Source organism: Pseudomonas fluorescens group sp. (genome assembly GCF_020093335.1).
Classification (GTDB): domain Bacteria; phylum Pseudomonadota; class Gammaproteobacteria; order Pseudomonadales; family Pseudomonadaceae; genus Aquipseudomonas; species Aquipseudomonas petroselini.
Genome location: NZ_JAIOKW010000001.1, coordinates 20355 through 34041, shown reverse-complemented (window position 1 = coordinate 34041; position 13687 = coordinate 20355). Strand labels below are relative to the sequence as shown.

Annotated in this window: 16 protein-coding genes; 12 read left to right on the top strand and 4 right to left on the bottom strand. The window is 58.4% G+C overall.

Translation table 11 applies throughout. The features are described 5' to 3' along the window. Window positions 1–53 precede the first annotated feature (53 nt). Entirely contained in the window at window positions 54–737 is a 684-nt protein-coding gene (locus K7431_RS00175; protein WP_012724013.1) for a hypothetical protein, read from the bottom strand. Window positions 738–785: 48 nt separating this feature from the next. On the opposite strand from K7431_RS00175, the gene K7431_RS00170 reads away from it, so the two are divergent. Beyond that, window positions 786–2699, top strand: coding sequence for a DNA cytosine methyltransferase (locus K7431_RS00170; RefSeq protein ID WP_012724012.1), 1914 nt, complete (start codon window positions 786–788; stop codon window positions 2697–2699). Window positions 2700–2769: 70 nt separating this feature from the next. Here K7431_RS00170 and K7431_RS00165 read toward each other — a convergent pair whose 3' ends face one another. Beyond that, window positions 2770–3201 (bottom strand): hypothetical protein, encoded by a 432-nt coding sequence (locus K7431_RS00165; protein WP_012724011.1) that lies wholly within the window; start codon window positions 3199–3201, stop codon window positions 2770–2772. A 51-nt stretch (window positions 3202–3252) separates the two neighbouring features. Between K7431_RS00165 and K7431_RS00160 the strand changes: the two genes are divergently transcribed. Both K7431_RS00160 and K7431_RS00155 read left to right on the top strand, forming a co-directional pair. Continuing rightward, window positions 3253–3894 carry a hypothetical protein gene (locus tag K7431_RS00160; RefSeq protein WP_012724010.1) on the top strand — a complete coding sequence of 214 codons (642 nt, stop codon included), beginning with the start codon at window positions 3253–3255 and terminating at the stop codon, window positions 3892–3894. Continuing rightward, the gene (locus tag K7431_RS00155) at window positions 3891–4061 is read left to right on the top strand and encodes a DUF4406 domain-containing protein (RefSeq protein ID WP_012724009.1); all 171 of its coding nucleotides are present in this window, start codon (window positions 3891–3893) and stop codon (window positions 4059–4061) included. Before K7431_RS00160 ends, K7431_RS00155 begins: the two co-directional genes overlap by 4 nt. A 14-nt stretch (window positions 4062–4075) precedes the next feature. Here the strand turns inward: K7431_RS00155 and K7431_RS00150 are convergent, their stop codons facing one another. After that, complete coding sequence (locus K7431_RS00150) at window positions 4076–4852, bottom strand: hypothetical protein (protein ID WP_148270913.1); 777 nt, start codon at window positions 4850–4852, stop codon at window positions 4076–4078. A 59-nt stretch (window positions 4853–4911) separates the two neighbouring features. Here K7431_RS00150 and K7431_RS00145 point away from each other — a divergent pair, with 59 nt between their 5' ends. The 9 genes from K7431_RS00145 to K7431_RS00105 all read left to right on the top strand — a co-directional run bounded on the left by K7431_RS00145 (window position 4912) and on the right by K7431_RS00105 (window position 12458). After that, window positions 4912–5343, top strand: coding sequence for a hypothetical protein (locus K7431_RS00145; protein WP_012724007.1), 432 nt, complete (start codon window positions 4912–4914; stop codon window positions 5341–5343). Next, the gene (locus K7431_RS00140) at window positions 5337–5948 is read left to right on the top strand and encodes a hypothetical protein (RefSeq protein ID WP_012724006.1); all 612 of its coding nucleotides are present in this window, start codon (window positions 5337–5339) and stop codon (window positions 5946–5948) included. The genes K7431_RS00145 and K7431_RS00140 overlap by 7 nt, the downstream gene beginning before the upstream one ends. Beyond that, window positions 5945–6502, top strand: coding sequence for an HNH endonuclease (locus K7431_RS00135; RefSeq protein ID WP_012724005.1), 558 nt, complete (start codon window positions 5945–5947; stop codon window positions 6500–6502). The genes K7431_RS00140 and K7431_RS00135 overlap by 4 nt, the downstream gene beginning before the upstream one ends. A gap of 49 nt (window positions 6503–6551) precedes the next feature. Further along, complete coding sequence (locus K7431_RS00130) at window positions 6552–6875, top strand: hypothetical protein (protein WP_012724004.1); 324 nt, start codon at window positions 6552–6554, stop codon at window positions 6873–6875. Continuing rightward, a complete protein-coding gene (locus K7431_RS00125; protein WP_012724003.1) occupies window positions 6868–7326 on the top strand; it encodes a hypothetical protein in 459 nt (152 codons plus the stop codon). The genes K7431_RS00130 and K7431_RS00125 overlap by 8 nt, the downstream gene beginning before the upstream one ends. A 487-nt stretch (window positions 7327–7813) precedes the next feature. Beyond that, window positions 7814–8035, top strand: coding sequence for a hypothetical protein (locus K7431_RS00120; protein ID WP_012724001.1), 222 nt, complete (start codon window positions 7814–7816; stop codon window positions 8033–8035). A gap of 187 nt (window positions 8036–8222) precedes the next feature. After that, window positions 8223–9416 (top strand): tyrosine-type recombinase/integrase, encoded by a 1194-nt coding sequence (locus tag K7431_RS00115; RefSeq protein WP_043205289.1) that lies wholly within the window; start codon window positions 8223–8225, stop codon window positions 9414–9416. Window positions 9417–9436: 20 nt separating this feature from the next. After that, a complete protein-coding gene (locus K7431_RS00110) occupies window positions 9437–11023 on the top strand; it encodes an ABC-F family ATPase (RefSeq protein ID WP_080567188.1) in 1587 nt (528 codons plus the stop codon). 259 nt (window positions 11024–11282) lie between these two features. After that, complete coding sequence (locus K7431_RS00105) at window positions 11283–12458, top strand: MFS transporter (RefSeq protein WP_043205287.1); 1176 nt, start codon at window positions 11283–11285, stop codon at window positions 12456–12458. Here K7431_RS00105 and K7431_RS00100 read toward each other — a convergent pair. Continuing rightward, window positions 12452–13489, bottom strand: coding sequence for an alpha/beta hydrolase family protein (locus K7431_RS00100; RefSeq protein ID WP_012723997.1), 1038 nt, complete (start codon window positions 13487–13489; stop codon window positions 12452–12454). The genes K7431_RS00105 and K7431_RS00100 overlap by 7 nt on opposite strands. Window positions 13490–13687: the final 198 nt, after the last annotated feature.

Sequence of the window (13687 nt, the reverse complement as noted above, 5' to 3'; positions counted from 1 at the left end):
GGCTTCGGCGGGTCAGGTTATGGCAGACCTGACCAAGACTTACGTCAGGCGATCTAGCTGAAAAAAAAGCTGGAGAAAGACTGCACCAAAGCTGCGGCGCCAGCGAACATAGCAGCCCATTTATTCCACCTTGACTGAAGTTTGGCTGTCTCCAGCACATCAACATTCATTCCACCAGAGTCGTCAACAATGGCAGAGGAAAGCATACCGGCGCCATCTCTCCTGCTCGGATCGTGAAGGACACGAGCTGTAGCTGACCGAATCCAGAAAACCCCTGAAATCAATGTTAGTAGGCTCACAACGGCTGTTAGATACCACTGAACGTGCATGTCCACTCCTTGTTTTTGGATACTTAGCATAAAAATGTCGCCGTAAGCCCAAATCAAAGAGCCGGCTATAGCAAGCCAGAATATAAATCTCTTGATCCAATTTAATGGCCTCACGAAAACCAAGCGAAGGCTGTTGATCTCTTTGGAGCCAAACCCCCTGGGCGAGAGTCGCTCAATAGCGCTTGCCGCTTGCTCTTGCGCTGCGAATGCGAATACCGCAGTAACAGCTCCGCTGCGCATGAACCAATCTGGAGCGCTACGGCCCTCGGGCATTAACACGCCATACCAAGCCGCGACTGGCGTAAGCAGGGCCAAAACAGCCAGAACTATCGCAAGGGCCAACCCCGGAATAATTGCCCATTGCGTCATCGGTTTATAGCCAGTTGTTGATGGCACTTCTTTAGACATTTCCAGCCCCTAATCTTTAGCGCCGCAATATACAGGCGAGGATCCCCTATGTCCGCACAACAGAAGAAGCCCCCATTCGTCCATGGACAGCCGAGCATGGGCCTGCCATTCCAGAAAGAGCTGGTGGTGGACCTGTTCGCCGGCGGTGGCGGCGCAAGCACGGGTATTGCCCGGGCGTACCGGGAGCCAGACGTGGCAGTGAACCACAACCCGATTGCGCTGGCCGTGCACCGCGCCAATCACCCCAAGACCGCGCACTACGTTGCCGACGTGTTTGAGGTTGATCCGGTAATGGCCACCGGCGGGCAGCCCGTTGGCATTCTCTGGGCATCGCCGGACTGCCGCCACCACAGCAAGGCCAAGGGCGGCGCACCGCGCGACCGTGGCGTGCGCGGGTTGGCCTGGGTTGTTGTTCGCTGGGCGCATGCAACCAGGCCTCGCCTGATGTTCCTGGAGAACGTCGAAGAGTTTTGCGACTGGGGCCCAATAGATGAGGACGGGCAGCCGATCAAGGTCGAGCGCGGTCGCACCTTCAAGTCATTCATTGCGGCGCTCAGCACCGGCCTGCCGGCCGATCACCCGGACATGCCGGAGGTTCTGCAATCGATCGGGGACTTCGTGCCGGTGGAAAGCCTGGTCCGGGGCCTGGGATATAACGTCGAATGGCGGGAGAGGATCGCGGCGAACGCCGGCGCCCCAACCATCCGCAAACGCCTGTACCTGGTGGCGCGCAGCGATGGTCTGCCGATCGTTTGGCCGGAGCCGGTACGACACAAGAAGCCAACAGCAAAACAGCAACCGTGGCGCACGGCCGCCGAATGCATTGACTGGAGCAACCTGGGCAAGACGATCTTCCGGGACAAGCCCATGGCGCTGAACACCCGCCGGCGCGTGGCCAAGGGTATGTGGCGGCACGTCATAACCAGCGACAAGCCTTTCATTGTCCCATTGCGCGGCACTTCGTCATCCCACACCAGCACCCACAGCGTCGATGAAGCGGTATCAACCATCAGCTCCGGCGGCACCCATCACGCGCTGGTGCAGCCCGTCGCGGCGCCATTTCTAACTGAGTGCGCCAATGGATCGTCACAGCGCAACTTCGATGTGCAGGAGCCGCTGCGCACCCAAGTCGCCCAGGTTAAGGGAGGGCACTTTGCGATGGCGGCCTGCCACCTGACCCATCTTACCCACCACGGGGAGCGCAGCGGATATTCTCCAGATGAGGCGGCCCGCACGGTCACTGGCGCCAATCGCGGTGAGCAGGTCATTGTGTGCGGACACATGACGGCGTTCGGGCAGAACGCTGTTGGCAGCACGCCTGACGATCCCGCGCAGACAGTGCTGGCCGGTGCTGCTCGACACGGCGTCGTGGCGGCGTTCTTCGAGCAGGCCAACGGCGGGTTCTACAAGGGTGATGGGCGCCCCGCTGATGCGCCGATGTCCACCATCTGCCAGTCAGGCTCTAACCAGCGGTTGGTGAACGCTTACCTGGTGAAGTACTACGGCTGTGATACGGGCGGCGTTTCGCTGACTGAGCCGATGCATACCCTACCGACAAAAGATCGTGTCGCCTTGGTCGAAGTCGTACGGGTTCCGGACACGCTGACGCTTGAGCAAATCGAAGGCGCCCGCCGGTGCGCCGCCTTCATGCACGAGCATCTTCCGCAACACTTCAAGGAACCCGCAGAGATGATCATGATCGGGGGCTATGTGCTGGTGGATATCACCTTGCGCATGCTGCAGCCGCCGGAACTGAAAGCAGCTCAAGGATTCGACAAGGACTACATCATTGATCGCGGGCTGTTCGTTGATCCGGTCACCGGCGCCGAGCAGTGGCTGCCGATCAACAAGACGAATCAGGTCAGGCTCATCGGCAACAGCGTTTGCCCGGACGAAGCCGAAGCCTTAGTCAGGGCCAACGCTGCCGACATCATCGAACTTTACCAGCGGTTAGCGGCATAGAGCCGTCACACTTAGAGCACTTTCCAGAAAAACCAAAAGACGAAATTACTTACAAAGCCAACCAATTACTTTATTTACCCAACCCGAAAATCACGGATAACGTATCCGGAGAGACTGCAATTTTATAAGCCGTGTCCCCATACCCCCATATAATGGTGCCGATAGCTGTAAGACAAAAACCAAGAGCAAATATTAAATTAAACCTCACATCAAACTCACTCAACACATCGGCCTTCAGTTGATCATCAAGAAGTCTAGCTGAATAGAAAGGGTTTACTGGAAAATCTCTAACTGTTATCGCCAAAAAAGCGAAGACAGTCATCACTGCTCCGCTTCGCTGAAACCACATCTCTGGAGTCTCAAAAGCTGGACGAATGTCATAGTTACAAGCTACCGGCCAAATAGCGGCGATAAAAAGTAGTGCGTAGGAGCTGAAAACAAAGAATTTAACCTTCTGCCGATACACATGTTTTTTCCACATTTTAACGTGTCCGTCGCGCATCGATATATCTCCTTATTAAGAACCACGAATAGTACTTCAAGGGTCCCTCCCATGCCTACAGAAAACAAAGTCACCGCGCCGCTGAAGGTGGAGCGATCGACAGTAACGAAGTTGGTCATCACTGGCGCTCCGCGGCTGGACCCGATCACCGTCTTCCTCGAGGACTTCGGCAGCCGCGACTGCCCGATCGAATCCGACCCCAACTACCAGAGCGCCCAGGGAAAGATCACCATCAACTGCTGGGACAGTAGCTGGAATGCGTACTGGAGCGGCATGGGCCCGCGCACCGTCGCCGATTTCGTCACGAACTGCGGTTGGGACTATGTTCTGAATTGCCTGGATCGGGGAATCAGCGCCACCGTGTTCAGCGGAGACGCGCTGCACACCCTGGCCAAGAAGTGCATCGTGCAGCGCCGCCGGCAACAGACCGGGCGACACGACTGGGAGCTGGGCGAACTGAGCAAGGATGAGGCGCGCGAGCTTTGGCACAACATCGACTCATTGCGCAGTATCGAGAGCCCGAACGAATGCTGGCATCAAAGCGCGCTACTGACTGAACTGTTCGGCGAAGAATGGCATTACCCGCTCGACGGTAAGGCGGTCGAAGAGAACCACAAATTCACCTACCTTCGCCGAGTGGTCGAGGCAGTCCAAGCGGCGCTGCGCCAAGAACAGCAGCAGGTGGCCGCATGAAGCGTATTTACCTCAGCGGTCCCATGACCGGCCTGCCCGGCCTCAACTTCGCTGCCTTCCACGCCATGACCACTAACCTGCGCGCCGGCGGCCACACTTTGACCAGCCCCACCGGACTCAATGTCGACGGAGGAAGTCGCAACGGGTTGGACGATTTTCTCTGCTAGATGAATAGCTACATTCAGAACCGTAAAATTCGTTTATCGACATTTATATACCATTCAGCATCGTCATAAGATCGAATTTTTTCGAAATCAAATATTTGAGTACCAGAAGCGCCGCTGGTTTTAACGTAAGAAACCTTTACTTCAAGGTTCGTATTCTCCTTAAAAATGTCAACTATCGCTACTGAAATCCTTCCGTTCTTCTGTACAAAAGGATACCGGTTAACAGCCTCCTCGGTGCCGTCATCGTTCACGGCGCACACGAAGACATGCTCACACAGCGCGCCTGTATTATGCAGAACAAAATTGTGGTTAATATAGTGATCACCTTCCACAAAATCATCCTCCACATTGACAAAATCAAAATGAAATATCGGCTCTAAAGATTGCTCGTAATTCTTCAGCGTTTGATTGGTCGCTCTAGCGATTTCCGCTTGTTGCAACACCGATTCGTTTAATTCTTTTGCTTGCAACTGTAATGCTTCCGAGCTCAGCTTTAACTCTCGACCCTGCTGCAAGTACCCCAACACTAACCATAAAAAAGCTGCAGGCCCAAATACTCCAGCAGCCAAGTCCCCTATTTCATTTAGCTTTAAAGAAACTAACTCATCAAACCTTGCCCCCATGATGATAACAGCGCCGCCTATGTAGAACGCCGTGAGGTGCGCAGCCCACCATTCAAAACTTCTGCTGGTCCACCACTGTACTTGCTGCACCCAGTAAACCCGGTAACGCTCCATTGGTGTCGTCCTTGGCAAATTAAGCTGAGCACTGTAACAAAATACCATCGCCATGCTGAACTCCCATCCCCACCTCAAAGTCAGCCGCTATAGCGGCAAGGACGAGCTCGACCATGGAAAAGATAAAACTCGGCCCGGACCATTATCGCTACGTCGACGAGCTCGACCCGAAAGGCCTGGAAGTCACCTGCAAAAAGTACGTGGTTATCGGCGAAACCGAGCAGTGCTGGTACATCTTGGAGGAGTTCCACAACGACCTCTTCGGTGGAGCGCATCGCGAGGCCAATTTGAAGAAATACCGAAAACGCGTCCTGAAGGAAGGCGGCGAGCATGGCCGGCGATTCGCCTACACCGATAAGGCCCTGGCGCTGCGCTCGTATAAGCAGCGAAAGTCCTGGCAGATGCGCCATGCCCAACTGTCGCTCGAGCGCGCCCAGGCCGCTATTGCGTATTTCGGCGACACCAAGACCGAAAGCACAGTGCCACCCGACCACCTGATGGTTCCGTGCGAATACATCCAGGCCATGAACTGGAGTGAATGCTGATGACCATCACACCACAACCGAAAGAACGCCCCATCCTGTTCTCGGCGCCGATGGTGCGCGCCATCCTGGAAGGCAGGAAGACGGTCACGCGCCGGGCGTGCAAACCTCAGCCCAGTGCAAATGCACACACCACATGCGCCTCTGGCACTCCAATGGGAGCTTGGTGGGAGACCGGAAAAGACATCATCCGTTGCCCTTATGGCAAACCCGGCGACCGGCTGTGGGTGCGCGAGACATGGGGCTTGCAAGTTCGCAACTACGGCGGCGGCACCGGTGAGCACATCGTTTACCGCGCCACCAACCCCGACGCCATTTACTGCAAGTCAGCTGAGGGCCGGGAGTACCCAGTGAAGTGGAAGCCGAGCATCCACATGCACAGGCACTCCAGCCGCATCCTGCTGGAGATCACCGACGTGCGCGTCGAGCGGCTGCAGGATATCAGCACCGAACAGATAATCGCCGAAGGAATCAGCACCGCCCTGCGCGAGCACGATGCCGAGGTCGATCTGCGGCGTCAGTGGCGCGACCTATGGGAATCCACCGGCGGCGACTGGCAAGCCAACCCGTGGGTCTGGTGCGTTTCTTTTCGGAGGGCCGAGCAATGAAACCGTGCCCTTCGTTCCCTGGATATTCAGCAACCAATGACGGCCGAGTGTTTTCCCACCGCCGTCGTGGGCAAGGGACTCAGCGCGGATCAGTTTCCATCATTGACCCTGCCTTTATGTATGAGCTTGCGCAGCAGACTACCAGCAAGGGCTACAAGACCGCGTCGATCATGTTGCCTAGCGGGAAGTCTCGACCTGTCGGAGTTCATCAGCTGGTGGCGGATGCTTTTCACGGCGCATGCCCAGATGGACTGGTAGTTCGACACTTGAACGGGGTGCCCTCAGACAACTCCCCCGACAACCTGAAGTACGGAACCAATACTGAAAATGCCGAGGATCGAAAACGACACGGCACGTATCTCGGCGGGAGCAACCATCACAGCGCCAAGTTGACCGGTGGCCAAGCAGTGGCGATCCGTACAAGGCGGAGAGCCGGCGCACGCGTCAAGGATCTAGCGGCCGAGTTTGGTGTGAGCGTAAGCACCATTGAATCCATCATTTACAACCGGAGCTACTTGGCGCCAGGCGTCGAGTTCAAGCGGGTGACGCCATGATCGCCACCCTCTGGTTCGCCTACGTGTTCATCTACCGAGGGCCCAGGCCATGACGCAGACAATGCAGGATGAGTTCGAGGCCGATTACTGCGCCCATGCGCACCGCCTCCCGGCCCTGGTCAAAAATTGCCGCCTCTCAAACGGCAGCTACGGTGACCCGTGCATCGCCAAGGCCTGGCACTGGTTCAAGCGGTCCCGCGAGATGCTGGTGGTTAACCTGCCTGCCGTCGAAGCATGGGACAACGACGGGCGCCTAGACCGCGAGAAGGACGACACGGCTGACTGCGCCATGGGCCTGGTACCGGTCATTGATGTGCGCAATGCACTGGCGGCGGTCGGCATTACCGTTCGAGAGGGAGCCGGCCATGGGTGACGTACCCATCGAGCCGCAGGACTATCTGTACGGCGTGAAGGTCGTGCAAATCGAAGACCTTCGCGTTGCCCGCGGCATGACACGCAGGCCGACCAGCACCTGCCAGCACAAGAAGTTGGTGTACGACGAGAAAGAGCGGCGCGTCTGGTGCAGCGACTGCGAATCCGAGGTGGAGCCCTTTGATGCGTTCGTGGGAATTGTCGAGGTGTTCAGTGCCGGCATAAGCTCGCTAAAGCGCCGCCAGCGCGAACTCGCTGAGGCCGAAAGCTTCCAGATGCGTAGCAGAGCAGCAAAGGTGATGGACGAAGCCTGGCGCAGCACGAAGATGGCGCCCCTCTGCCCTCACTGCATGGCGGCGATATTGCCCGAGGACGTTGCCGGCGGAGTGGCCAGCACGTCGAAAGCCCTGGTCATCGCTGCCCGAAAGCGAAAAGCAGCAGCAAAACCCTAACCCCCCCCTACATGCCTGCCGGTGAGCATCAAGGCTGTTTCTTGCCCTTCGCCCATCCACACACCATCAGTACCAAGCCGGATATCCAGAGGGCCGGCGCAGTTATCGCGAGACCGCAGACTGCCAATGGGAGCCCAGTCAAAAACAGCGGGTTTCTAAACGCCTTATCCATTTCGCGTCACCTTTAAGAATTCATTTCATTAAATCACAAGTGCCTGCCGGTGAGCGGCGGGCGAGGTATGCACGCATGTTTATTTGCGCAGAAACGAAGATCGGGCGGTGCAAATCGCTCGGCGACCAAGTGCGAGTGTGCGCGCTTCGGCGTGGCGGCGGCTGGAGTCAGGCCCGCGAGGACCTGGCGAAAGAGGCAGAGCGCTGGTTCGGCCGCGAGCCGGTGACCACCAAACAAGACTGGCGAGCCGTTCGCTCCGAAGTCTTCAGAACCGATTAACCCACCTTCAGCCGCCCAGCGCGGCAAGGACACCCCATGTTCGCAATCAAACTCCCCCTGATCCTGCTGGGCGCTTTGCTGTACCTGGTCGTAACCGGTAGCTGGTTCATTTGGATAGGCCCTGACCTGGTTGGCACCGGCACCACAGAGTCGCTGCTCTACGCATTCGCCGGCACCAGCGCCTGGCTGCTGATCACCTTCGGCCTGGCAGTTCACATCATCAAGACAGCGCGGCCCACTGCGGGCGGCGGGAGGTAAGTATGGCAGCAGCAGAACAGCTAAACGACGGGATCACTGGCGACAAGGTGCCTGAGGCGCAGATGGCCGAGCTCCTCGGTACCACCCTCGCCGCCCTGCGCTCAAAGCGCGCCAGAAAGCAGATACCTGAAGGTGTCTGGAACACTCATTGCGGCAGGATCATCTACAGCATCAGGAGATATTACGAATGGCTCGAAAGCCAATGGGTTTGCCCGCAGGAATGGACCTCCACCACGGATCGATCCGCATCCGCTTTATGTGGAACGGCAGCCGGCGGAGTGAAACGCTCCCCTATCCCCCGACACAGAAAGGAATCAAGTCTGCCTCACAGGTTGTTGATCAAGTAAAAGGCCTGATCAAGCTGGGGCTGCTCGACGACGACAAGTACGCCGAGCTTTTTCCCAGTTCCAGCAACGTCGCCGGCGGGAAGATCAACTTCGGCGAGTATGCCCAGCTCTGGCTGGATAGCCGTGAGGTGGTCGGTGGAACGAAGGCGAACTACAAGGGTGCACTGAACCGGTACTGGATGCCCGGCCTGGCCCTGGTGCGAATCGACCTGATCACCACTACGCTGCTCCGCCGGGTAATGGCAGCCAGTGAGTGGAAGTCCCCCGGAGTAAAGCGCAACGCGATCTCAAAGCTGTCGACCATCCTGAACTCAGCAATGTCCGAAGAGCTTATCCCGAAGAACCCCGCGGCGATCCTGGAGTTACCCAAGCGCAGCAAGAAGGAAATTGACCCGTTCACTTTGGAAGAGGCAAACCTGATCATCGCCAAGATGTACGAGCACGATCACTGGCCCAGCACGATTTATGCGGCATTTTTTGAGTTTGTGTTTTTTACAGGAATGCGTCTCTCCGAAGCTCTGGCGATGCGCTGGGATGAGGTGGACGAGCAGAAGAAGACGGCCCACGTGTGTCGTGGTGTCGCACTGGGGGAAGTGGTGGAGCGAACGAAAACGGGTGGTGACCGCTTTGTTTTGTTAAATGACCGCGCCCTGCATGCCTTGGATTTCGCCAAGGAATACGCAGAACGTCGGAAAAAGGGCAAAGGCAAGGTGCTGGAAACCCCTTACATCTTCCCGCCCTCAAAGAACGCAGCCTACGTCCGACAAACGTCCGACCTGCACAAGCAATGGGTTCCTACCCTAAAAGCACTAAACATCCGTCGTCGCCCGCCATACAACTGTCGTCACACCTATGCGACAATATGCATTATGTCTGGCATGAACCCCGCCTTCATCTCCCAGCAGCTCGGCCATAGTGTGCAGATGCTGCTCTCGACTTATGCGCGTTGGATCAACTCAAGCTCGGACTGGAGCGAAATGCAAAAGCTCCAGATTGGTCCCAAATTGGTCCCAGTTCAAATAAGCGCACCCTAAGCTATTGATAGGTAAAGTAATTGATCTCCACAGCTAACATCACCATGCAGTTCGGCGCCAAGCCGCTCTTTGAGAACGTCTCGGTCAAGTTCGGCGCCGGCAACCGTTATGGTTTGATCGGTGCCAACGGTTGCGGCAAGTCGACCTTCATGAAAATCCTCGGCGGCGACCTGGATCCGTCCGGCGGCCAGGTCATGCTGGAGCCGAATGTACGCCTGGGTAAACTGCGCCAGGACCAGTTCGCCTACGAAGAATTCACCGTGCTCGACACCGTGATCATGGGCCACGAAGAGCTGTGGAAGGTCAAGGCCGAGCGCGACCGTATCTACTCGCTGCCGGAAATGAGCGAAGACGACGGCATGGCCGTGGCCGAGCTGGAAACCGAGTTCGCCGAGATGGACGGCTACACCGCCGAATCGCGTGCCGGTGAGTTGCTGCTGGGCCTGGGTATCCCCCTGGAACAGCACTTTGGCCCGATGAGCGAAGTGTCCCCAGGCTGGAAGCTGCGTGTGCTGCTGGCCCAGGCATTGTTCTCCGATCCTGAAGTGCTGTTGCTCGACGAACCGACCAACCACTTGGACATCAACACCATCCGCTGGCTGGAAAACATCCTGACCCAGCGCTCCAGCCTGATGATCATCATCTCTCACGACCGTCACTTCCTGAACAGCGTGTGCACCCACATGGCTGACCTGGACTACGGCGAGCTGCGCCTGTTCCCGGGCAACTACGACGAGTACATGACCGTGGCGACCCAGTCCCGCGAGCAATTGCTGTCGGACAACGCCAAGAAGAAGGCGCAGATCTCCGAACTGCAATCCTTCGTCAGCCGCTTCTCGGCCAACGCCTCGAAAGCCAAGCAGGCCACCTCCCGCGCCAAGGCGATCGACAAAATCCAACTGGCCGAGGTCAAGCCTTCGAGCCGCGTGAGCCCGTTCATCCGTTTCGAACAGACCAAAAAGCTGCACCGCCAGGCGGTCATCGTCGAGCGCATGGCCAAAGGCTTCGATGGCAAGCCGCTGTTCAAAGACTTCAGCTTCCAGGTTGAAGCTGGCGAGCGCGTGGCGATCATCGGCCCGAACGGCATTGGCAAGACCACCCTGCTGCGCACCCTGGTCAACGAACTGACGCCGGACGCCGGTAGCATCAAGTGGACCGAAGCCGCTGAACTGGGCTACTACGCACAGGACCACGCCCACGACTTCGAAGACGACATGAGCCTGTTCGACTGGATGGGCCAGTGGACCCAAGGCGAACAAGTGATCCGTGGCACCCTGGGCCGCATGCTGTTCTCCAACGACGAGATCCTCAAGTCGGTCAAGGTGATCTCCGGTGGTGAGCAAGGTCGCATGCTGTTCGGCAAGCTGATCCTGCAAAAGCCGAACGTGCTGATCATGGACGAACCGACCAACCACTTGGACATGGAATCCATCGAAGCACTGAACCTGGCGCTGGAGAATTACCCAGGCACGCTGATCTTCGTCAGCCACGACCGCGAGTTCGTATCGTCCCTGGCCACCCGCATCATCGAGTTGAGCGCCGATGGCGTGATCGATTTCAGCGGCACCTACGACGACTACCTGCGCAGCCAAGGCGTGGTGTTCTAAAACACCCCTTGTAGTGAGCGGGCTTGTTGTGGTGAGCGGGCTTGCCCCGCGCTGGGCTGCGCAGCGGCCCTAAAAAGAACACCGCGCTCTGTCCGACAGAACGCGGTGTTTTCTATTGGGGCCGCTTCGCAGCCCAGCGCGGGGCAAGCCCGCTCACCACAACAACACGCCTGTTCATCAGGCAAAGTAGTTAGCCTGCTTTCTTTTCCCCCTGGCCCTTGCCATCATGCCCTCACCGCCCGCCCGCGAATGAGTGCCCATGCCTGCCGCCGCTCCCAGTTCAATGTCGATCACCCTGAAGATCGTCTCCATCGTCTTCTACACCTTCATCGCCTTTATCTGCATCGGCCTGCCGATTGCGGTGATCCCAGGCTATGTGCACGAACAACTGGGCTTCAGCGCCGTGGTGGCCGGGGTCACGATCGGCTCGCAATACCTGGCCACCCTGCTCAGCCGCCCCATGGCCGGGCGCATGTCCGACACCGTCGGCACCAAACGCGCGATCGTGTTGGGGCTGGCCGGGATCCTTGTGAGTGGCGTGCTGACGTTTTTCGCGACGCTGGTGGATAGCTTGCCGTCATTGAGCCTGGGCATTCTGATCGTCGCGCGGCTGTTGCTGGGCGTAGCCCAAGGGCTGATCGGCGTGGGCACCATCAGTTGGTGCATGGGCGCCGTCGGTGCCGAACACACGGCGCGCTCGATTTCGTGGAACGGCATTGCCTCCTACGGTGCTATCGCCATCGGTGCGCCGCTGGGCGTGGTGATGGTGGCCGAGTATGGCTACAACAGCCTCGGCATTGCGCTGTCGGTGTTGTCCGCATTGGGCCTGGTGCTGATCCGCAACAAACCCTCGGTGCCGGTAGTGCGCGGTGAGCGCCTGCCGTTCTGGGCGGTGTTCGGGCGTATCGCACCGTTTGGCGCCAGCCTGTGCCTGGCATCTATCGGCTACGGCACCCTCACCACCTTTATTACCCTGTATTACCTCAATCGCGGCTGGGCCGGCGCAGCGTACTGCCTGACCGTGTTCGGCGTGTGCTTTATCCTGTCGCGTCTAGTGTTTATCTCCGCCATCAGCCGCTTTGGTGGCTTCCGCGCCGCGATTGCCTGCATGACCATCGAGACCTTGGGCCTGACGCTGCTCTGGCTCGCACCGTCCACCGGGGTGGCATTGATGGGGGCCGGGCTGACCGGCTTTGGCTTGTCACTGGTGTACCCGGCGCTGGGTGTGGAAGCCATCAAGCAGGTGCCCAACAGCAGCCGAGGCGCGGGACTGAGTGCGTATGCGGTGTTCTTTGATTTGGCCCTGGCGATTGCCGGGCCATTGATGGGCGCCGTGGCGCTGAACCTCGGCTATGGCTGGATCTTCTTCTGCGCGGCACTGCTGTCGGTGACCGCACTGGGCCTGACGCTATTGCTCAAGCGCCGCGCTTACTGATCAGCCGTCTGCAAACCGGCGCGGGTGGATTGGCCGAGGGTGTGGCTGAAAAAACGCCCCGCCTCGGAAATCAGGTCGCGGTGAATGCCCTCGCGGTCGACGCCATCGGCATCGGTGCAAATCGCCGGCATTGCGGCCAACTGATCGCTGTCGCACGGTGCCATGAACACGAAATGCCCGGCCCCGGCCAGCAGTTTGAAGTCCGGCGGTTCCGGCAGTTTGCGCGCCAGGGCCGCCGCGTTCTTGTCCACGGCCACCAGCTTGTCGCCGTCGCCGCTGTAGAGCAGCACCGGCACATGCACATCCGCCAGGGTGTGGCGACCAAACATCAGGCTCAGCGGTGCCATCAGCATCAAGGCATGAATACGCGGGTCGGACTGCGGTTGCAGGTCGTCACGGTCCACCACCAGTTCGCCCTTGGTGGTGCAGGCGTCGCGGTCTTCCGGGCGCTCCTGGCAATAACGGCGCAACCGGTCGAAGTCCGGCTTGGCACCGGCCAGGATCAACGCGGTCTCGCCCCCAGCGGAATAACCGATAACCCCCACTTGGTCGATGTTCACGAACGGCGAGAGCATCGGGTCGCCCAAGGTCGCGGTGATCGCTTCGGAAATCTGGATAGGCCGGCCATACAGGTTACTCACCGTGCCCAGGCGGCTGTGGTCCTTGTAGTTGTCGCCGGGGTGCAACACCGCCACCACCACGAAGCCTTTGCGCGCCAATGAGGTGGCCAGGTCATGCAGGGCCAGGGGCGTGCCAGTGTTGCCGTGGGACAACATCAACATCGGGAAACGGCCGATGGCAATCTTGGAGTCTTCGGTGGCAGCGACGTGGTACGCACCCAATTGCGTGGTGTGCTCAAGCCCGGTGGACGGGTAAAAGGCCACGGCCTTCATCGGCTGCAGGTCCAGCGGATCAAGAAACGTCATGCGATGGAAACCCACACTCCAATGCGGGTGCGGTGCCGGCGCAGCGTGCACTGAAATCAGGCCGCCGAGCAGGGAAAGAACCATAACAGCACAAAGACGCATCATGGGGATGTCCACCTTTGCTGCGTGAGAACCGACATATCGAAGAAACGTCCAGGTTGTTAAACCCATGCTTGCACAACCTGGGCCAAAGTAATGACAGCGGGTAAACGAAAAAACTCCGTACTCCGGTCGTTTTCAGGCGAGCAGAATACAGAGTTTAGGCGCCCGGCTTCAGATTGAAACCGAGGAAGGGCGAAATTT